We start from the raw sequence: 20644 nt of genomic DNA, 5'->3' as shown, positions 1-20644 counted from the left end.
AACTGAATCCCTCTGCCCTGGAAGGACCCCGTGGTCGACGTCCTACCGCCTCCCCCCGGCGACCGCATCGAACCCATCGGCATCGAAGTCGAGATGCAGCGGTCCTATCTCGACTACGCCATGTCGGTCATCGTCGGCCGCGCGCTGCCGGAGGTCCGGGACGGGCTCAAGCCCGTCCACCGCCGGGTCCTGTACGCCATGTACGACGGCGGCTATCGCCCGGACCGCGGGTACTTCAAGTGCTCCCGCGTGGTCGGGGACGTCATGGGTAACTACCACCCCCACGGCGACTCGGCGATCTACGACACGCTCGTCCGGCTCGCCCAGAGCTGGTCGCTGCGCTATCCGCTGGTTGACGGCAACGGCAACTTCGGTTCGCCGGGCAACGACCCGCCCGCCGCCATGCGGTACACCGAGGCCCGCATGGCGGCGCTGGCCATGGAGATGCTGCGCGACATCGACCAGGAGACCGTCGACTTCGCGCCGAACTACGACGGCCGTTCGCAGGAGCCGCTCGTCCTGCCCAGCCGGTTCCCGAACCTGCTGGTCAACGGCGCCGGCGGCATCGCGGTCGGAATGGCGACCAACATCCCGCCGCACAACCTGCGCGAGGTCGCCACCGGCGTGCAGTGGGCGCTCGACAACCCCGACGCGACCGACGAGGAGCTGCTCGAGGCGCTCATCGGCCGGATCAAGGGCCCGGACTTCCCGACGTCCGGCCTGATCGTCGGTCGGGGCGGCATCGAGGACGCCTACCGCACCGGGCGAGGCAGCATCCGGATGCGCGCCGTGGTCAACGTCGAGGAGAACAAGGGTCGTACCCAGCTCGTCGTTACCGAGCTGCCCTACCAGGTCAACCCGGACAACCTCGCGGAGAAGATCGCGGAGCTGGTCCGTGACAACAAGGTCACAGGCATCGCCGACGTCCGCGACGAGACGTCGGCCCGCATCGGCCAGCGCCTGGTCATCGACCTCAAGCGCGACGCCGTCGCCAAGGTCGTCCTGAACAACCTGTACAAGCACACCCAGCTGCAGGACACCTTCGGCGTCAACATGCTGGCGATCGTCGACGGGGTGCCACGCACGCTGCGCCTGGACCAGATGGTCCGTTACTACGTCGAGCACCAGGTGGACGTGATCGTCCGCCGCACCCGTTACCAACTGCGCAAGGCGCGCGAACGGCTGCACGTCCTCGACGGCCTGCTCATCGCGCTCGACCACCTGGACGAGGTCATCAACCTCATCCGCAACGCGGAGTCCGCCGAAGCGGCCCGCGGCCAGCTGATGGAACGCTTCACGCTGTCGGAGATCCAGGCCACCGCCATCCTCGACATGCAGCTGCGCCGCCTGGCCGCCCTGGAGCGCCAGCGGATCATCGACGAAGCGGCGGAGCTGCGCGCCCGGATCGCCGAGCTCGAGGCGATCCTCGCCTCCCCCGGGCGCCAGCGTGAGATCATCGGCGAGGAGCTCGCCGAGATCGTCGACAAGTACGGCGACGAGCGGCGCACCAGGCTGGTGCCGTTCGAGGGCGACATGTCCATCGAGGACCTGATCGCCCGCGAGGACGTCGTCGTCACCGTCACCCGCGGCGGCTACGCCAAGCGCACCAAGACCGACCTGTACCGCTCGCAGCGCCGCGGCGGCAAGGGCGTGCAGGGCGCGGCCCTGCGCGAGGACGACATCGTCGAGCACTTCTTCGTCACCACGACCCACCACTGGCTGCTGTTCTTCACGAACAAGGGCCGGGTCTACCGGGCGAAGGCGCACGAGCTGCCCGAGCAGGCCCGCTCGGCCAAGGGTCAGCACGTCGCGAACATCCTCGCCTTCAGCCAGGACGAGCGCATCGCCGAGGTCATGGCGATCGAGGATTACGAGGCCGCCCCGTACCTGGTGCTCGCCACCAAGCGCGGGCTGTGCAAGAAGACCTCGCTGCGCGACTTCGACTCCAACCGGGCCGGCGGCCTCGTCGCGATCAACCTGCGTGACGACGACGAGCTCATCGCCGCCCGTCTGGTCGCCCCCGGCGACGACCTGCTGCTGGTCAGCCGCAACGCCCAGTCGATCCGCTTCCACGCCGACGACGAGCAGCTGCGGCCGATGGGACGGGCCACCTCCGGCGTGATCGGCATGCGCTTCGACGCCGAGGACGAGCTGCTGTCGATGGACGTGGTCGTCCCCGACTCGACCGCCGACCTCCTCGTCGCCACCTCTGGTGGATACGCCAAGCGGACGCCGCTGGCCGAGTATCCGGTGCAGGGCCGCGGCGGCAAGGGGGTGCTGACCGCTAAGATCGTCTCGACTCGCGGTGGCCTCGTCGGCGCGCTCGTCGTCGATCCGGACGACCAGCTCTACGCGATCGCCTCCAACGGCGGGGTGCTGCGCACCATCGCCAAGGATGTCCGCCGTGCCCAGCGGCAGACGATGGGCGTCCGGCTCATCGATCTGGAGTCCGGTGTGCAGGTGGTCGGGGTGGCGCGCAATGCTGATGTGGAGGACACCGACGCCCGCGATGACGCCGGCGCCCAGGACGGCTGAGTTCCGGGCGGTCGAGGTCGGCGCCGGACGGCGGTGATTCACCGTCGCGTCAGCCGGCCGGCTGACGCGACGGTGCCGTGGAGGGGGTAACTGGTGTGCGCGCGACTCGTGTGTGCCGCCCAGGAGCGAACCGGGAGTAGTCCGTGAGCGACAGTCAGGATGATCGGCCGACTCGGTCGGCGGTCCACCGTGGCTCCTCCCCGGTCGCCGGGTCGGGGGCGACGCGGGACGGTGAGCGTTCTTCCCGGCCGTCCGGCCCGGCCGCCGGCAGCGGTCCGGACGAGGACGACGGTGACGAGACGGCGCTGATGCCCACGGCCGGCGGCCTCGGCTCGCCCGGCGACGACGAGCAGCCCGGTTCGGACCCGGCCCCCGCATCCGGTTCGGGCTCGGTGTCCGGTTCGGCATCGGCCTCCGCTGCCGGTGCCGGGTCGGGCGGCGGCGGGAAGGCGTCCGACGGCGCGGCGGGCGGCGACCGCTCGCGGCACTCCGAGTCGGCCGCCGACCATCCGTTCTTCCAGCGCCCCGAGCGGGCGGCGGGCTCTGCCGGGGACGGCGGCGACGAGCGGGCCGAACCCGGCGTCGCGGGACCGGCCAAGGGCACCCGGCAGGGTTCGCGTTCCACGGGCGGCGGGAGTTCACGTTCGACCGCCGGCGCGCGCTCCGCCTCCGCCACGGCCGGGGAAGGCTCGGGCTCGGGCGCGCCGGGGGTCTCCGGCTCGTCCAGGCGTCAGGACGCCACCCCGTCCGCAACCGGTTCGGGATCCCGGTCGTCCACGTCGTCGTCCACAGCCTCGTCCGCGGCGGCTTCGCTCTCCGCAGGGGCGTCCACAGCCGCGAAGTCCTCCGCCACCACCAAGCTGTCCACAGCAACGCTGACGTCCGCGGATCCACAGCGACCTGGCTCGGCCGGGCGCTCGGCCGTCTCCGGGCGGGCGGGAACGGCCGCCGGGAACGACCGTGACCGCCTGAACGACCGTGACCGTGACCGTGGCGACGGCCGGGACCGTGATCGCGCGTCGGGGCCGCCGATGTCCGCATCCGGCACGGCTCGCGCCGGCGGATCCGGTACCCGTGACGGCGACGCGGGCTCGGCTACCCGCACGTTCAACGCCGCCGCCGTATCCTCGCCCGCGACGCCCGCCGGCGCGGCATCGTCCGGAACCGGCCGGCCGACCGGCCTGCCCAGCGCCCGCACCGAGCCCCCGGGCGGACGGTCCCGGGAGACCGACACGATCTCCCTGGTCCGCCCGCCCAGCATGACGAGGAGCCGTACCACGAAGCCCGACATCAACCGTGCCGCGCCGGAGCGGGTGCCTGCCGCCGACGCGGTGCGGCCGGCAGCGCCCGCGTCGAGTCGCGCCGCGGCGAGCGCGACGGCGGCCTATGACCGAGCGCTCGCCGCGTCGGCGTCCGCGGGCAGCGCCACGGCCGACGCGCACCACCCGGTGACCGGCACCTCCCCGGACGCCCTCGCCGGCCAGCTCGACGACTTCGCGGCCGACCGGCCCTCCGCCGGCCCGTCCCCGTCCCGTGGAGCTGGTCGCCCGGGCACCGGTCCTGGCGCCGCTTCGGGCGCAAGCTCCGGATCGGGTTCCGGCCGCCCGCCCGCCGCCGGCCGGCGGGCCAAGCTGCGCCTATCCAAGATCAATCCGGTCACGGTGACCCGGCTGAGCTTCGCGTTCTCCCTGTGCGTCTTCGTCGTCCTGCTCGTCGCCGTCGCCGTCCTGTGGTTCGTGCTGAACTCGATCGGCGTCTTCGACAGCGTCAGCAAGGCGGCAGACACCCTGACCAACAGCAGCGCCAGCGACGTCCGAGGCTGGCTCTCCTTCGGCCGGGCCATGGAGATCAGCCTGCTCATCGGCGCGATCAACGTCATCCTGATGACCGCGCTGACCACCCTCGGTGCCCTGCTCTACAACCTGTGCGCCGAGATGATCGGGGGCATCGAGCTCACCCTGAGCGATCAGTAGCGCGAACGGGGCGGGGCCGGCGTCCACGCGGCGTCCCCCGTCCTGTATCGTTGCAGTCGTTGCCCGGACCTATAGCTCAGTCGGTTAGAGCGCTTCCCTGATAAGGAAGAGGCCGGTGGTTCAAGTCCACCTAGGTCCACGCGCGTTGGATTCCTCTGTTCGCTCCCCTTGGGGGAGCTTCCCGAAGGCCCGCGATGCTGGCCGGGGGGACGACCCCCCGAACCCCCCGAGGTGTGGCCGCCGTATCCCCTTGGACGGCTCCGGGGCTCGGTGCGTGGTTCGGGCTCGCGGTTCGCGGTTCGGGCACCTGCTTGTTCTTGTGGTTGGACGCTTGCTGCCCGAACCGGGCAGTTTCCGGGGCTCTGAGCTGTGTGTCTAGCCTGGTTGGCATGCGTGAGCTTGATCTGACCCTCGGGCTGCGAATCGATTCCTTTCTACGGTGGGCGCGGGATCGCGGCGAGCCGGTACCCGCCAGGGCGGCCACCCTCCTGCTGCTGTTGTTCGCGTGGCGTGGTGCGAAGGTGCGCGGCGGGTTGCCCGAGCCGACCGCCGGCCTCGTCCGCCAGATCTTCGGTACGGATCTGCCCGGTCTCGCGGCGGGCGGAGAGGCGGACGCCTCCGACTACCCGCGGGTGGCCGCCCTCCTCGTCGACCGGCGCCGCGCCGACGGGTTGCTCAACGCGAAACGGCAGGAGAAGCTGCGGTCGGTCATCACGGAGGTGTCGGCAGAGTTCCACCAGACGCTGGCCGCGCCGGCGAGATCGACCTGGCCTCGGTTCTACGGCGCCTTGCTGCGCGCCGACGGGGTGGATCCGTCGGACCCATCGGCGGTGCGGGGCTGGCTTGCCGGGTACCGGAAGCGGTCGTTCGCTGATCGTCGAGCCGCTATGGCGGTATCCATCGCGGTGATGACGAGGCAGACCGAGAATGTCGAGCTCGCCACCCAGACCCTCCTCGTTCGTCACCACCAGGGCTTTGCCGACCTGATGGTGCGCTACGAGCGGCTTCGCGACGGCGGCGGCGCCGCGTCCGCGAGTACGGCTGCGACAGCCGATGACGACGCCTGGCGGCACGAATTGATCGACAATACGGCCGAGGCGGGGATGGATGTCCTGATGGACCTCGGTTCCGCCGCTGGGCTGAGCCGCGCGTTGCGCATGGAGTTCCGTGACCTCGCCCCGCGCCTCGGTGACCGGGGAGCTGACAGGCTGCTCGACGAGCTCGTCGAACTGATCGACGACGATGTCTGCACTCCGCTGCCTGTCATGGACGAACCTCCGGTCGAGGAGCTCGCGGCCGCGGTGCGCGCGTCCCCGTTGCTGGCCGCGGCTGCGGACCTGGCGGTCTGGGTCGATGATCGCGGAGGTGTGCCGAAGGACGCGGACGGCGCGGCCGGGCGGTGGCCGGGTGCTTCGGACCTCGGACTGGCTGGCCCGGTGAGACGGGAACTGGATGAAATCGCGCTCGCCACGGACCTGCTGCGCCGGGTTGGCGGGGAGTTGCACGCCGGCGACGGGCTGGTGACCTGGAATTCCGGTGACCCGCACGACCTGGCCGTCTTCGGACTGGACGCTCTGGGTGGCGTTCTCGTCGGGCTGACCACATTGACGGCACAGCGACCGAGCGTGGACGACGGCAAGGGCGAGCTTCTCGCCACGCTCGTCCGCGAGCTGCCCTTTCTGCTGATCCGCATGGTCGGGGAGATCCATGTGTCGTACTCCCTGGCCCGGCTGGCAGCCGAACATCTCGCGTGGAGGTTGCCGCTGAACCCGCCGAACCAGGGACCAGCCACGATGAGCGCCGACGGCCCGTCCGCCGACGCGGGTGTCCTGAGATCGCAGCTTCGGTTGCCCGATGCTGACGGGACACGGGGGAACCTCGCCTACCAGCTGCCGTCCGACGCGGAGCTGGCCCGTCTGATCGGCCTACCGAACCTTGAGGAGGAGGACCGTGCCGAGCTTCTCGATGTCGCTGGCACTCAGGCGGTGCTCGTGGACCGTTGCGCCGCTCTTGGGGTGATGCGACGCGAGGATGACCGCATCGCGCTCACGCCGTTGGGCGTCGCCCTACTGCGGACCGCGCTGGTGATGGCGGGAGGTGAGGCGCCGACCACCGCGGACCTGGCCGTGGTCGGCTCCGACACGGTTGTCGGCTGGCTGGAGCACTGGCCGCCCCACGCACATGAGGCCGGCGTGCTTGCCTGGGTGAATGCCCACGGCGGTGGCGCCGATGCCTGGCAGGCGATCCTCGCCGCCTCCGCCGGCCGGAGCAATCACGGAGTCCTCGGCCTGCTCGGGGCCGTGCAGGCGGCCGCGCCGGGTGCCCCGGTGCAGCCCGAGCCCGGGCCGGCTCTCCTCTCCCTGTCGGATCCACAGGATGAGGCCCCGCTGCTCACGGCCCTGGCGACGTTCGTCGACCATCCGGTTATCGGGGCCTACACCGTGGCGGTGCTGCGCCAGCGTGGGCAGATCGTCGCGGACCCGCCGCTGTCGGCGAGAGCGGTCGTCATCGGTGACCACCTCAGCTCCCTCCTCGCCGAGGCGCGCATGCGTGCCATCGCCGACGAGCTGAACGCTGTCCAGGGTCTGGCGGCGGACGCCCCGCGGCGGGAACCTTCGGAGAGCGGGTCACCGAAGCCCGTCGGCGTCGAGCTGGTCTGCGCAGCCTTCGACCAGGCGGCGCTCGACTGGCCGGGCGGTCCCCAGAACCTGGTGCGTCATCTCGTCGCCACAGACGTCCTCTATCTGATGGAAGTTCTGCGGGTTCTCGGCGAGCACCATCCGGACCAGGCGATCGCCCGGCCCAGCGGCGCGGCTGCCGATGCTCGGGACCGACCGCCGTCCGAGCGCCGGGGAAGATCTTCGGCTTCGGGTCGGATGTCAGCCCGCCCGGCTCGCAAGCAACGACACCGCTGAGTGTCGGCCGCCCTTGCCCTGGGCTGGCGCCGTGAGCGTGATCTGCGGGTGATCAGGGTTGACCGACCCAGGTCACCCGCAGCACGGTGACTGCGACCAACCGCTGCTCGATGCTGTATGTCAGCAGCCCGAAACCGAAGACGGCGCGCCACAGCTCCGTGCGCTTGTCGTACGTGCCTAGCCGGTATGGGTCGGCCCCGGTCGTCAGGGCCAGACCGACACCGCGCGGCGGTCAGCCGCCGATGGTGGATGGGCACCGTGACGGGCCTGTGGATAACTCGGGGAGGCCCGGACGGGCGATGCGCAGAGAACGGTCGTGTGTTCGAATGACGCCGTGAGTGCGTGTTCGCTGTGCGACCATGAGTGGTCCTATCACCACGGATCCGGGTCAATATCACTATGGGTGACCTGTACGTTCGGATCCGAGGGGTGCTACTGCCGGCGGACCGTGGCGGAAGCGCACGCGGAGCTCGGCGGCCCGCCCGGGCCGGAGTGCGTCACCTGTGGGCAGCGCCCGGCAGAGGACACCCAGTGCCGGGCCTGCCGCGAGGATCGGCAGCGCCGCTCCCGGGAGGAGTTCGCCGCGTGGTGGAGCCAGCTGACCCGGCACGCCGGCGGTGGTGCCGGTGGCCGCGCCGGTCGTTGGCGGTCACCATGATCTGGAGTTATCCACAGGGTGGGAGGCTGGTTCGGGGTGCCCATCCATGACGATCGTGGCGGTTGGGTCGCTGGCAGGCCCGACCGTGCCCCGACGCGCGACGATCCGTGCCGCCGCCTGCGGTCGCCGTCTGCCAAGCTCGTAGCACCACGCGACGCGGGCCCGCGTCGCGTCGCCCTCGCGCGTTCGCGCGCCGGCGTTGGACGGAGAAGGAGTAGCTCGCCATGGCCTCGCGTACCGGACGATCCGATGCGGCGACCGAGCAGCGTGACCTGCGGGTCCGGGTGCTCGGAGCGCCGGTCGACAGCTACCCCGCCGTTCCGGAGGAGGTTGGGCGGGGCAGCGCGCGGCGCATCACGGAAGTGGGCGAGGAGATCCTGCACCGCCCGTGCCGCCCGGTCACCGAGTTCGGCACCCCGGAGCTCGCCTCACTCATCGACGACATGTTCACCTCGATGTACGTGGCCGAGGGGGTGGGCCTGGCGGCGAACCAGATCGACGTCGACGCCGCGCTGTTCGTCTACGACTGCACCGATGACGACGGCGTGCGCCACGTGGGGCACATCGCCAACCCGGTGCTCGAAGAGCCGGACCCCGCCGAGCGCCGCCTGATCAAGGGGGACGAGGGCTGCCTGTCCGTGCCAGGCGCCTACATGGAGGTCCCCCGGCTCGAACGGGCCGTCGTCCACGGCCAGGACCAGACCGGTGCCCCGCTGCGCCTGGAGGGCACCGGCCACTTCGCCCGCTGCCTGCAGCACGAGACCGACCACCTGCGCGGCAGCCTCTACATAGACCGGCTGTCCAGCCGGGGGCGGCGCAAGGCACTCAAGGAGATGGAGGAGCGCCGCGACGAGGTGCTCGCCCGCCGCGTCGAGGTCGCCCAGACCCTGGGCCGCTGACGTCGGCCCGCGTGCCGGGCACGCGCACCATCCGAGCCACCGGGTTCGCCGGCCGGCGAGGGGGCGCGCCCGCTAGGTTCGGTGTCGCCCGGTTCCGGGCTGGCGGGCTGGCAGTCGGCCGATGGGGCGGACGGCGGATGGCGGATCGCGGGGAAAGGTGGGGTCGGCGGTGGACGCGGCGTTGCGGGAGATGGCCGAGGCGGCGACGGGCTTCATGCCCGTCGAGGAGGGTGCGGCGCTGTACGCGGCGGCCGCGGGCGTGCCGGCCGGCGGGCTGATCTGCGAGGTCGGCACCTACTGCGGCAAGTCCACCCTCTACCTGGCCGCCGCTGCCCGCGCGGCGGGTGCGCGGGTGGTTACCGTCGACCACCACCGCGGCTCGGAGGAGAACCAGCCGGGCTGGGAGTACCACGACCGCTCGCTGGTCGACCCGCGCACCGGCCGGCTCGACACCCTGCCGTTCCTGCGCCGCACGCTGGAGGAGGCCCGGGTCGAGGACGTCGTGACGGTGGTCGTGGGGCGCTCGGAGCAGGTCGGCGGCTGGTGGTCCACCCCGGCGGCGATGCTGTTCCTCGACGGCGGGCACACCGAGGAGCAGGCCCAGGCCGACTACGAGGCGTGGGCGCGGCACGTCGTCCCCGGCGGGATGCTCGCCATCCACGACGTGTTCCCCGACCCGGCCGACGGTGGCCAGGCGCCGTACCACGTTCTGCTGCGCGCTCTCGACGACGGTTTCCGCGAGCAGTCGCGGACCGGCTCGCTGCGGGTGCTACGCCGCGTCGACTGACCGGCAGGCGCACGCCGGCACGGACTCCGGGCCGGTCGGGAGGTCGTCGCCGCGGAAGACCCGTTCGGTGACCCCGCCGGCGAGCGTGTCGGCCGCGAGGATCACCGCAGCCGCCGTCCACGTCGACTGCTCGACCGGCCAGAACGTGCTGTTCGCGAACTGCCAGCCGGTCCAGTAGCCGCCGCCGTCGTGCCGCAGGTGCTGCATGTCGGCGACGAGGCGCGCGGCGGCGGCCGTCTCGCCGACCAGGTGCAGGGCGATCGCCAGCTCGCAGGTCTCGGCGCCGGTGACCCACGGCTCGTCGGCCACGCAGCGGATCCCGAGGCCGTCTACGACGAACTCGTCCCAGCGGGCGGCGAGGCGCGCCCGGCCGGCCTCGCGGCGCAGCGCACCGCCGATCACCGGGTAGTACCAGTCCATGGACCAGCGGTCCTTCTCGGCGAAGTGCTCGGGATGCGCGACCAGGGCGTGGTGCAGCGCGCCGGTCGCCCGTTCCCAGGCCGGCGGCACCTCGTCGACGAGGGAGGCCAGCGCCATCCCGCAGCGCAGGCTGTGCAGGGTGCTGGAGCAGCCGGTGAGCAGCGCCAGCGGGTAGTCGGCACCGTCGGCCGAGCGCGCCCACCAGATCTGGCCGCTCGGCGCCTGCATGTCGACGACGAAGTCGAGGGCGCGGCGCACCACCGGCCAGATCCCCGCGACGAACTCCTCGTCGCCGGTGGCCAGCCAGCGGTGCCAGGCGGCGGTCGCGACGTAGGCGCACTGGTTGCTGTCGGCGAAGTCCTCCTTGACCGCGCCGCCGACGTAGCTCGTCGCCCACGACCCGTCCGGCCGCTGGTTGCGGCGCAGCCAGGACCAGGCGGCGTCGGCGGCGCCGGGCAGACCGCCGAGGTCGAGCGCCATCGCGCATTCCAGGTGGTCCCACGGGTCGGTGTGGCCGCCCGCGTACCAGGGGATGGCACCGTCGGGTTCCTGGACGGCGGCGATCGCGGTCGCGGTCGCGGTGAGCGCCTCGGGGGTCAGCACCAGAGCAGACTCAACCGACCGCACTCGTGACCTCCGGTTTCCGCAGATACAGCACTACGCTCTTGCCGACGACCGGGTTGAGGATCCGTTCCGCGGTCCTGGTCACCCGGGGTGCGCGCATCATGTCCCACACCAGTAGGCGGTGGTAAAGCCGCGTCGCCGGGTGGTCGTCGTCATGGACACCGACGAGACACCGCAGCCACCAGTACGGCGCGTGCAGCGCGTGGGCGAAGTGCGTGCCGACCGGTTCCAGCCCGACGGCCGTCAGTCGCTCGCGCAGCTCCGCCAGCCGGTAGATGCGGACGTGGCCGCCCTCCACCGTGTGGTAGGCCGTCGACAGGCTCCAGCACACCTGCTCGGGGAAACGGTTGGGGACGGTGACCGCCACCCAGCCGCCGGGCCGCACCACCCGGGCGATCTCCGCCATCGCCGCCGTGTCGGCCGGCAGATGCTCGAGGATCTCCGCGGCGATGACCCGGTCGAAGGTCCCGTCCGCGAACGGCAGGGCCAGCGCGTCCCCGCGCACCCCACCGGCCCGCGCCGTCGGCGGGGACTCGCCCTCGAGGGCCATCGCGCCGAGCATCGCGTTGACGCCGGCGACCTCCCCGTGCGAGTAGTCCAGCGCGACGACGTCGGCGCCGCGGCGGAACGCCTCGAAGGCGTGCCGGCCGGCGCCGCAGCCGAGGTCGAGCAGCCGGCAGCCCGCGGGGACGGGAAAACGATCGAAGTCGACGGTCAGCATGGGGCGCGGCGGTCAGCCGGCCAGCGTCGGCGAGCCGGTCACCGCCGCCGGCGAACCGGCCACGGCCGCCGTCTGCTCCGCCGACCAGACCGTCGGCACCTGCGTCGTCCACGACCAGGCCGAACCCGGGTAGGGCGTGCTCGGCGTCCCGCCGACGGCGGCGATGCGCCCGGCGTACCACTCGGCGGTCGCGGCGCTCGCCGACCGCCAGGAGAACCGCTCCTCCACCCGGCGGCGACCCGCGGCCCCCATCCGGGCCCGGCGCACCGGGTCGTCGAACAGCGTGCCGATCGCGTCAGCCAGCGCGGCCGCGTCGCCCGGCGGGACCAGCACCGCGGCCTCGCCGTCATCCCCGGCGACCTCGGGCAGCGCGCCGGCGGTCGTCGCGACCAACGGCAGCCCGCAGGCGAGCTCCTCCACCGCCGGCAGGCTGAACCCCTCGTACAACGACGGCACGACCGCCACCTCCGCCGAGCGCAGCAGCTCCACCAGCTCCTGTTCCGGGATGCCGGAGCGGAACGTGACCGCGTCGGTCAGGCCCAGCTCGGTGACCCGGCGCTGCGCCTCGCCGCCCTCGCGGACCTTCCCGACGCAGACCAGGTGCGCGCCCGCCCGCTCGCCGCGCAGCCGGGCCAGCGCCTCCAGCAGCACGCCGAGGCCCTTGAGCGGCACATCCGCGCTGGTCACGACGACGATGCGGCCGGGCACGGCCCGGTGACCCGCGGGCGCCGGGGTGAAGACGTCCGCGTCCACACCGAGGGGCACCGTGTGCATGAGTTCCGAGCGCAGGCCCATGTCGGTGATGATCTCGCGGCGCGAACTCTCCGACGGGATGACGATGCCGTCCAGTCCGCGCGCGACCCGGGCCTGCATGGGCAGGAACGAGTACCACCGGCGCAGTCCGAGGCGGGCGGTGAACGACGACGCCGCGGCCAGGTGCAGCCGGCGGTCCACGGTGATCGGATGGTGCACGGTGCTCACCACCGGGATGCGGTAGGGCCGCAGCGCCGCCCGCAGCGCCAGCAGGCCATAGCCCAGGCCCTGGTTGTCATGGACGATGTCGAACGGCGGGCGCCCGCCCGACGCCCGCGGCCGCAGCGCCTGGTAGGCCCGCAGGCTGAACGACAGCGGCTCGGAGAACTGCCCGGTGCGCATCATCGCGACCTCGACGGCGTCGGGCAGCGAGCGCAGTTCGGACATGCCGGGCCAGCGGAAGGGGTCGGGCTCGCGGTAGAGATCGAGGCTGGGCAGTTCGGTGAGTCCGACGCCGTCGTCCAGCTCCGGGTACGGCGGCCCACTGAGCACCTGCACGTGATGGCCCAGGGCGACCAGTTCGCGGGACAGATGTCGGACGTACACCCCCTGGCCACCACAGGTGGGCAGGCTCCGGTACGACAACAACGCGATCCGCAAGTGTGCGCCCTCCGTCCGCTCGGGCCATGTTCTGGTCCCTCGACGTCGAGGGTGGCGCCATCTCGCACATTAGGACATTCCATTCGGATCTTCACTGGAATCGGCCAGCCAGTGACCTGGCCGGTCCCGACGTCGGCCGGATGCCGCTCGCTTCACGGTCACCGGTGACCAGCCGGCCCGCGCCGCCCGACCGGGCCGCCGATGGCATCGTTGCCGGCGGCCCGGTCGGGATCAGGCTGAGATCAGTCGTTGTCGACGAGGACGACCTCGGCGGCGATGTTGCCGCGGGTGGCGCGCGAGTACGGGCACAGCGCGTGGGCGGCGTCGAGCAGTTCCTGAGCGGTGTCCCGGGCCACATCCGGGATCTGCGCCTCGATCCGGGTAGCCAGGTCGAGGGACTCGGTGTCGCTGTCGCGCACGAGCGCCACGGTCACTGACACGGCGGAACCCCCGACGTCGACCTTCCGTCCCCGCGCGACGGCCTTGAGCGCGCTGTGGAAACACGCCGCGTAGCCGGTGGCGAACAGCTGCTCGGGGTTCGTGCCGGGGCCGTCGTCGCCGCCGAGGCCCTTCGGGATGGACAGCTCGAGGTCCACCCGGTTGTCGCTGGACGCGACCCGGCCCTCGCGGCCGCCCCAGGCTGTGGACGTCGCCGAGTAGATGGTGGTTGTCATGTCTCGCTCCTCTGTGGATGGCGGGAACCGCGTGCCGCCAGCACCCGGTCGGGCCTGGCCCCAATTATGCAACCACATCGGTGTTCTAAATATTCGCCGTCCGGGGCACCGTTGCGCCTTAGCCTGGGCCTATGGCGAAGGAGGAGCCGGGCGCGGCCACCGGCCCGGACACGACCCTGGCCGGGAGCCCGGGCACGGGCTCGGACGCAGGACCGGGCCAGGGACTGGGCGCGGGACCGGGTACAGGTCCTGACCTGGGGCCGGACGCGGCTCTGGGCGCGGAGCAGGCCGGTCGTCCGCGCCGGGGGCGTCCCCGCGACGCGACGATCGACACCCGGGTGATCGCCGCGGCTGTGGACGAACTCGCCGAGCACGGCGTCGGCGGGTTCAGCGTGAACCGGGTGGCGCTGCGCGCCGGCGTCGCCAAGCGCGGCATCTACGCCCGTTGGCCGGACCGCGACGACCTCGTCCTCACCGCGCTCGGCACGCTCGCCGCCGGGCTCGTCCCGCCCCGCACCGGGGGGCTGCGCTCCGACCTGCTGCACCTCGCGCCGTTTGTGGACGCCGTGTTCCTCGAGCCGCGGATGTCGGTCCTCGCCCGGTGCATGGCCGAACTGCGCCGCTTCCCCACCCTGTACGCCGCGTTCCGGCGGGAGTCGGTCGACCGGTGCGCGGCCGCCATCGAGGACGCGTTCCATGACGCGGTGCTGCGGGGAGAGGCGCGCGCCGACCTCGACACCGACCTGGCGAGCAGCGCCTTCCTCGGCGCGCTGATGGCTCGGCACGCGTTCGGGGCCCGCGCACCCTCCGACAACCGCGCCTACCACCTCCGCCTGGTCGATTTCTGCCTGGCCGCCGTGCGCCCCGCCCCCGGACCGGCCGCTGACCCGCCGGCGCCCGTCCACAGCCTCTGACCAGCGCGAACGCCACCGCTTGCGACGGTTGTCCACCGATGGTCACCGTCCGCCGGCCGAGTGGTCACCGTCCGCCGGCCAGGTGGGCACCGTGGGATCCGCCGACGACACCGGAGTAGCCGGTGAGGGGCACCGTCCAGGCGATGGCCGACCGCCGGTGACCGCCGCCCACCGGCGGGCCTGATGGACAGGGCGATGCCCTGTGGATGACCACCGTGCGATGACCATCGAGGGGCCTCGGCGCACGTCGCCCCCAGACGAACCCCTCGTCGAGGCTCGCGGCACACCTCCGCCCTCACGGCCACTGTGGATGAGCATCGGGGCGGGTTCATCGATGTCCCTCGAAGGTCACCGATCAGCTGGTCGGACGCGCGTCCGGGGCCCGGCATCATCCCAGCTCAGGGGGATGATCGTGGCTGCGGTCAGGCGGTTGTCCACAGCGCGGCGCGCGGGCCGTCCGACCGACTGCGCACATCGCGGAGCCGCGGCTCGCGCGCCTCGTCCGCGGTGATGGTGAACGGCTTCGCCGATGACCGTCGCTGGGGCAGCGTCGCCCGTCCCCGCCGACTCCGCTGGTCGGTTCGCCTGACGGTCGCCCTTCGGACTGACCGCCGCGCCGCACGGAACGCTGGTGGTCACCGTGCATCTGGTGACCCATGGCCGAGGGAGGGCAGCGTTGGTTGTCCACAGGCGCGCGGGGAGGAGCACCGGGTCGGTCACCATGGGCATCGTTCGCGATCCGCTGCCCGTGGATGGGCATGGATGGCCGGTCGTCCACCTGGCGAGGCGGACGGTGCCCACGTCGACGAACCGCGGTGCGGGTCATTCGCACGCGGTGGCCCCGCTGGGGTTCTCGGTGTGTGTCCCCAGCCGGCCATCGAATCGCGCGACCGGCGATCCGATCGCGATGACCACGCTGGGGCCCTGGTCACCCCGATCGATCGACTGTCCCCAGCCCCTGGAGAGGCACCGTGCCGCACGCCGGACGGCACGTGGGACGCGGGATCGCGACTGTGCCCCAGGGCTTGGCCCGACTGCGGACGGCTGCTGTGGAGGAGCACCGGGCCGGGCAGTCGATGACCATCCACGGTCACCGACCGACCGCTCCGCCGTGAGCCGCGGGTCGCGCATCATCCCAGCTCAGGAGGGTGATCGCGGCGGTGGCAGGCCGTCGTCCACAGTGCGGCGCGCGGGCCGTCCAACCGACTGTGGACATCGCGCCGCCACCGCCCACGCGTCTCCTCCGCGGCGATGGTGAACGGGTTCGTCGATGACCTTCGATCGGGGCAGCGTGAGCCGCGCCGCCTTCCGCGGTTCGCCGGTTCACCTGTTGATCGCCTCGCGATCCGACCCATCGCGGAGCGCGAGGCGCGGGCGGTCACCGTGCATCGAGCTACCCCTCACCTCGAGGGGGCAGCGTGGTTGTCCACAGGTGCGCGTGGAGGAGCAACGTGGTGGCCGTGGTGGTCATCGTGGGCACCGTTCGGGGTCGCCTGCCCGCGGATGGGCACGGATGTCCGGCTGTCCGCGGGCAGGCCGAGCGGTGCCCACGAGAGGAATCCGCCGACGAAGGCACCTGTGCCCTTCCAAGCGGCTACGTGGAGTTGTCCCCAGGCCGCTGGAGGGGCACCGTCGTCGATGTGCCCAGGGAGAGCGGCCGGCGGCCCTGCCGCCGGCCGCCGGAACCGCTGACGGTCACTGTGCCCGGCCGCCACGGTGACCGGGCCTGGGCCTGGTCACCGCCCCCGGCGTCAGGGCATCGCCAGCTCGGTGTTCGGACCGTGCGCCGTGCCCACGATGCCCGAGGACGGGCCGGGCACACCCGACACGACCCTGACCATCCCGGGGCAGCGTGCCGAACGGTGCCCCACGCCCCGCTGTCGCCGCCGAGGCCGCATGCCGGGCCGGGGCCCACCCATCTCGGGGCTGTGACCTGTTGGAATCCATCCCGGCGGGGTTATCCACAGCCGCCGGGGCATGGTGCTGGCTCGCGGAGTCATCGGCCAGGGCGGAGCGCCGTTCGACCGGCGTCGCCGGCGGATCCAGCACTGTCCACAGGGCCCGCCGGCGGGGCCGGTCAGGGTCGCCACGGTGCCCCCGCGGGGCCATCCGTCCGGCCGTCCACAGGCCGCTCAGGCGATGACGGCTGAGCGCGGGTTCACCGATGGTGAAGACGGGCCATGGGCGGTCAGCGTGATGACCCAGGCAGGACGTTGTCCACACCCGGGCGGGCACCGTACGGGCGCGAGTGGAAATGGACGGGCTACTTCCGGGCGTCCGTGCTGAGCGCGCAGATGTCGGTGACCATCGGTGGCCGGGGGGCGAAGCGCTGCGCGACCCACGTCATCAGATCGGGCATGGAGGCGCCGAGGATCGAGCCATGGTCGGCGAGTGGATACCGTCGGTAGTCCACCGGCGTCCCCTGCCCGCACAGGCGCCGCACCACCCCGTCGCTGACCGGCCGGCGGATCACCGCGTCGAGGTCGCCCTGCAGGAGCAGCGTCGGCGCCATGAACCGCGTCACCTCCGCCTCCTGCCGGGCGAAGCCGGGCGCGAACGGCGCCTGGGCCAGCGGGTCCACGGTGAACGCGGTGCCGGTCGACGTGCCGATGCTCGCCCCGAGCAGGTCGGCGGCGCAGCGGGTGCGGGCGATCCCCAGCAGCCGCCGGCCGGTCGGCGTCAGGTAGCGATCGAGGTCGATGCGCGGGTCGGACGCCGCCAGCCCGGCCGTCGCCAGCAGCAGGTAGCCGACGCCGTCGGGGTTGCGCCGCAGCGTGGCGAGGGACGCGGTCAGATCCGCGAGCGGGGCGGTGGCGACCACCCCACGGATCCGCAGGTCCGGCGCGTAGACCGCCGCCTGTGCCCCGGCGGCCAGCGCGGCCTGCCCACCCTGTGAATAACCCCAGGCGACGACCTCGTCCCCGGCTCCGGTGGCACGCAGGGTCCGGGCCGCGCGGGCGGCGTCGAGCACGGCCCGGCCCTCCGGCGAGGCGACGTAGATGGCATGGTCGCCCGGCGTGCCCAGCCCGGCGTAGTCCGTCAGCGCCACGACGTACCCGGCCTGGACGAGGGGGATCGTCCAGAGGGCGGGGCCGAGCACCGGACGGGCCCGCGACGGTGCGCAGGAGTCCGCGATCCCCGTGGTGCCGTGCGCGAACGACACGACCTTGCGGCCGCCAGTGGGAACCGGAACCCGAGCATCGGGCGCGAGGACGATGCCGGAGACCGCGGCGGTCGCCTGACCGGCGGGCCGGGACAGGTAGGTGATCCGCCAGGCCCGGACCCCGGCCGGCGCACCGTCGATCACGCTGTGGGTGAGCAGGTCACCAGGTGCGCCGGCCGCGGCGGAGCGGCCCGTGCGGGCCGTGCGGGCCGGGTCTCCCACCGCGGTGTCCGGACCGGGGATCTCCCGGGCGGCGCCGCCGCCGCGTCCGCAGGCGGTGAGCGGGAGCAACGCCGCCAGTGGGAGCAACGCCACCAGCAGCGGGAGCACGCCCGGCGCCCGGCGCCCGGTGCGCCAGCGGAACCTGGGCGAGCCAAACCAGTGTGTGTACGAACCGTTGGATTCCGATGAATCCTCGTCCGGAACGATCCAGGGGAAACGCACCGAATAAGCCTATGGTTCACCCGGTATGCCTTCGACGCTGGTGTGTCGCTCCTGTCGCTCCTGTCGATCCGGTGTCCGATTAGCGAGGATTCGGCTGCGCGGCTGGAGCCGACCGCGTTACGGCGCGGTCGGGTGGATCGCAGTGCGCGCACGGCCGCGCCCCTGGCTGGCCGCCGCGCCGATCAGCGGCTTCTGCCGCGCCTTCGCGATGGACACCGACTGCGGACTGCCTGTGGATCCGGGGCTGATGCCCGGTGGTGCCGGCCGAAGGTCTCGGAGCAGTCGATACCCTTACGGTGTCCCCAGGCGGGTGCGGGGCGGTGGCACGGAGATCAAGGGCGGTCTCCCTGGCGTGTCCGACCCTGTCGCCCTCACACCGGCGGAGGCCCCGATGGTGACCACGTTCGCGTCGAGCACACTCGCTCTAGGACCCAGTGCCCTGAGCGCCGACGGCCTGGTCAAGGCCGGCCTGGTCATCGTCCTGCTGATCGTGTTCGCGGAGTCCGGCCTGCTGGTGGGCTTCTTCCTGCCTGGTGACTCGCTGTTGTTCACCATGGGGATGCTGATCGCCCGGGACGAGATCTCCACGCCGCTGCCGGTGGCCGTGATCCTCATCGGGTTGGCCGCGATCGCGGGCGACCAGGTCGGGTACATGATTGGTCGCAAGGCGGGGCCGGCGCTGTTCAACCGTCCCGACTCACGCCTGTTCCGGCAGGAGTACGTGACGAAGGCGAATGCCTTCTTCGAGAAGAACGGACCGCGATCGATCGTGCTCGCCCGGTTCGTTCCGATCGTGCGGACCTTCACGCCGGTCATCGCCGGAGTGAGCCGGATGAACTACCGGACGTTCGTTCTTTACAACATCGTCGGCGGGCTGCTCTGGGGCTGCGGAGTGACCCTCCTCGGGTACTTCCTGGGGTCGATCGACTTCATTCACAAGAACATCGAGGCGATGCTCATCCTCGTCGTCCTCGTGTCGGTGCTGCCGATCCTCGTCGAGTACCTCCGCAGCCGGCGGCGCCGGTCCGCGGCCGGCGGCCAGGGCGGTGCGCGCAACGGCGGCGGGACCGCCGGCGGCAGTGCGGTGACGGGCGGCGACGGACAGATCGCGACCTCCAGGGCCCACGGCGAGGCGGACGAGGCGGACTTCGATCCGGCGGCGACGATGCAGCTGCGCCGGAGCGGGGCGGGAGGCTATCCCGCCGGGCAGCGCCCGGCCGGTCAGCACCGCCAGGCGGCCAGGGACTGATCGCGCGACAGGCGCCGCGCAGGCAAACGGTCCCGGCGAGCTCCGCACCGATACGGGGGGAGTCGGCGGGCGCCCGCCGGGACCTGGTGGTCACCGTATCGGGTCAACGAGGGCCGTGTCGCCCACCAGCCAGGGGCATGACATAGAAATGCCAGGTAGGAGCCCTAATCGTCGGCATGTGACTATATTCACACCCGGATGGGGGGCTGTCGGGGATGTCACCCCGAGCGATCAAAGGGCGTCCAGACCGCGCTCCCCGGTACGCACCCGCGCCACCGCGTCGACCGGCAGTACCCAGATCTTCCCCGCACCGCTCGCGGACGACGCGGCGGCGCTTCGAATCACGCTCAGGACGTCCTCGACCTCGGAATCGGGCACCACGCACTCCACCCGTACGGCGCTCACGGACTCGTCGTGGAAACGCCGTCCGCGGTACGTCTCCGTTCGCCACAGCTCCGTGCCGAAACCGGTGACCTGGCTGATCGTCATACCATGGATACCGAAGGTGCCGAGGGCGGCGCGAACGTCATCGACCCGGTGTGGCCGCAGGATCGCGGTGACAAGTTTCACGACGGTTTCTCGCCCTCGCTTCCGAAGTGCGGTTTCATCGCGGTGAAGCGTAGAGCCGGCAGGTGACGGATCCGTCTCTCGGAAATGTCATCGAATGGCGTAACGGAAGGATGTCAGATGTCCCTGCTCGACCGCGGCACTCCCCCCGACCCGTTGGACGTGCTGCCCGTCCGCCCGCTGTTCAGCCTCACCAGCACGGATCTGGCCGACGGCAGCGCCCTGCCGCTCGCCCACGTCGATCCGAGTGCGGGGGGCGCGGGCACCTCCCCGCAGCTGGCCTGGTCCGGCCACCCGGAGCAGGCCGAAAGCTTCGCCGTCACCTGCTACGACCCGGACGCGCCGACGGGCAGCGGCTTCTGGCACTGGGTTCTCGTCGATGTGCCGGCTTCGGCCACCGCGCTGCCGACGGGCGCGGGCGGCGGTGCGTTCCCCGGCCTGCCCGCCGGCGCCTACCACGTCCGCAACGACTACGGCTCGAAGGAGTACGGTGGCGCCGCGCCGCCGCCCGGCGACGTCGTGCACCGGTACGTGTTCGTCGTGCACGCGCTGGACGTTCCCAAGCTTGAGATCAACGACGAGGTCTCGCCGGCGGTCGTCGGCTTCAACCTCGCTTTCCACACCCTCGCCCGGGCCGTGCTGCGGGTGACCTACCAGCGGTGACCATCCCGGCCCTGGCCGCGCGGTA

At 72.2% G+C, this 20644-nt stretch carries 14 protein-coding genes and 1 tRNA gene; 9 read left to right on the top strand and 6 right to left on the bottom strand.

Annotated elements, in window-relative coordinates:
* Positions 1–30 precede the first annotated feature (30 nt).
* The 6 genes from gyrA to AC6EXY_RS00270 all read left to right on the top strand — a co-directional run bounded on the left by gyrA (position 31) and on the right by AC6EXY_RS00270 (position 9767).
* The gene (gyrA, locus tag AC6EXY_RS00295) at positions 31–2535 is read left to right on the top strand and encodes a DNA gyrase subunit A (RefSeq protein WP_101835305.1); all 2505 of its coding nucleotides are present in this window, start codon (positions 31–33) and stop codon (positions 2533–2535) included.
* A 143-nt stretch (positions 2536–2678) separates the two neighbouring features.
* A complete protein-coding gene (locus tag AC6EXY_RS00290) occupies positions 2679–4508 on the top strand; it encodes a DUF3566 domain-containing protein (protein WP_499817436.1) in 1830 nt (609 codons plus the stop codon).
* A 65-nt stretch (positions 4509–4573) separates the two neighbouring features.
* Positions 4574–4647, top strand: a tRNA-Ile gene (locus AC6EXY_RS00285).
* Between the two features lie 250 nt (positions 4648–4897).
* Entirely contained in the window at positions 4898–7423 is a 2526-nt protein-coding gene (locus tag AC6EXY_RS00280; protein ID WP_499817437.1) for a hypothetical protein, read from the top strand.
* Positions 7424–8305: 882 nt separating this feature from the next.
* Complete coding sequence (def, locus tag AC6EXY_RS00275) at positions 8306–8980, top strand: peptide deformylase (protein WP_499817438.1); 675 nt, start codon at positions 8306–8308, stop codon at positions 8978–8980.
* Between the two features lie 169 nt (positions 8981–9149).
* Complete coding sequence (locus AC6EXY_RS00270; protein ID WP_101835377.1) at positions 9150–9767, top strand: class I SAM-dependent methyltransferase; 618 nt, start codon at positions 9150–9152, stop codon at positions 9765–9767.
* Here the strand turns inward: AC6EXY_RS00270 and AC6EXY_RS00265 are convergent.
* The 4 genes from AC6EXY_RS00265 to AC6EXY_RS00250 form a co-directional block, all read right to left on the bottom strand.
* Positions 9750–10814 carry a prenyltransferase/squalene oxidase repeat-containing protein gene (locus AC6EXY_RS00265; RefSeq protein ID WP_101835299.1) on the bottom strand — a complete coding sequence of 355 codons (1065 nt, stop codon included), beginning with the start codon at positions 10812–10814 and terminating at the stop codon, positions 9750–9752. The genes AC6EXY_RS00270 and AC6EXY_RS00265 overlap by 18 nt on opposite strands.
* Positions 10801–11532, bottom strand: coding sequence for a class I SAM-dependent methyltransferase (locus AC6EXY_RS00260; RefSeq protein ID WP_101835297.1), 732 nt, complete (start codon positions 11530–11532; stop codon positions 10801–10803). Before AC6EXY_RS00260 ends, AC6EXY_RS00265 begins: the two co-directional genes overlap by 14 nt.
* 12 nt (positions 11533–11544) lie before the next feature.
* Positions 11545–12945 carry a glycosyltransferase family 4 protein gene (locus AC6EXY_RS00255; protein ID WP_101835295.1) on the bottom strand — a complete coding sequence of 467 codons (1401 nt, stop codon included), beginning with the start codon at positions 12943–12945 and terminating at the stop codon, positions 11545–11547.
* Positions 12946–13187: 242 nt separating this feature from the next.
* Complete coding sequence (locus AC6EXY_RS00250) at positions 13188–13619, bottom strand: organic hydroperoxide resistance protein (RefSeq protein WP_101835293.1); 432 nt, start codon at positions 13617–13619, stop codon at positions 13188–13190.
* Positions 13620–13750: 131 nt separating this feature from the next.
* Here AC6EXY_RS00250 and AC6EXY_RS00245 point away from each other — a divergent pair, with 131 nt between their 5' ends.
* Positions 13751–14533: a TetR/AcrR family transcriptional regulator gene (locus AC6EXY_RS00245; protein ID WP_101835291.1), complete on the top strand. Its 783-nt coding sequence runs from the start codon at positions 13751–13753 to the stop codon at positions 14531–14533.
* A 2263-nt stretch (positions 14534–16796) separates the two neighbouring features.
* Here AC6EXY_RS00245 and AC6EXY_RS00240 read toward each other — a convergent pair.
* Complete coding sequence (locus AC6EXY_RS00240) at positions 16797–18026, bottom strand: lipase family protein (protein ID WP_499817439.1); 1230 nt, start codon at positions 18024–18026, stop codon at positions 16797–16799.
* A 505-nt stretch (positions 18027–18531) separates the two neighbouring features.
* Here AC6EXY_RS00240 and AC6EXY_RS00235 point away from each other — a divergent pair.
* On the top strand, positions 18532–19389 hold the full coding sequence (locus tag AC6EXY_RS00235) for a DedA family protein (protein WP_101835373.1): 858 nt from the start codon (positions 18532–18534) through the stop codon (positions 19387–19389).
* Positions 19390–19620: 231 nt separating this feature from the next.
* Here the strand turns inward: AC6EXY_RS00235 and AC6EXY_RS00230 are convergent, their stop codons facing one another.
* Positions 19621–19959: a P-II family nitrogen regulator gene (locus AC6EXY_RS00230; protein ID WP_101835289.1), complete on the bottom strand. Its 339-nt coding sequence runs from the start codon at positions 19957–19959 to the stop codon at positions 19621–19623.
* A 117-nt stretch (positions 19960–20076) separates the two neighbouring features.
* Here AC6EXY_RS00230 and AC6EXY_RS00225 point away from each other — a divergent pair, with 117 nt between their 5' ends.
* Positions 20077–20619, top strand: coding sequence for a YbhB/YbcL family Raf kinase inhibitor-like protein (locus AC6EXY_RS00225; RefSeq protein WP_101835287.1), 543 nt, complete (start codon positions 20077–20079; stop codon positions 20617–20619).
* Positions 20620–20644: the final 25 nt, after the last annotated feature.

The organism is Frankia sp. RB5, from assembly GCF_059816245.1.
This window is presented reverse-complemented; position numbering and strand designations above follow the sequence as displayed.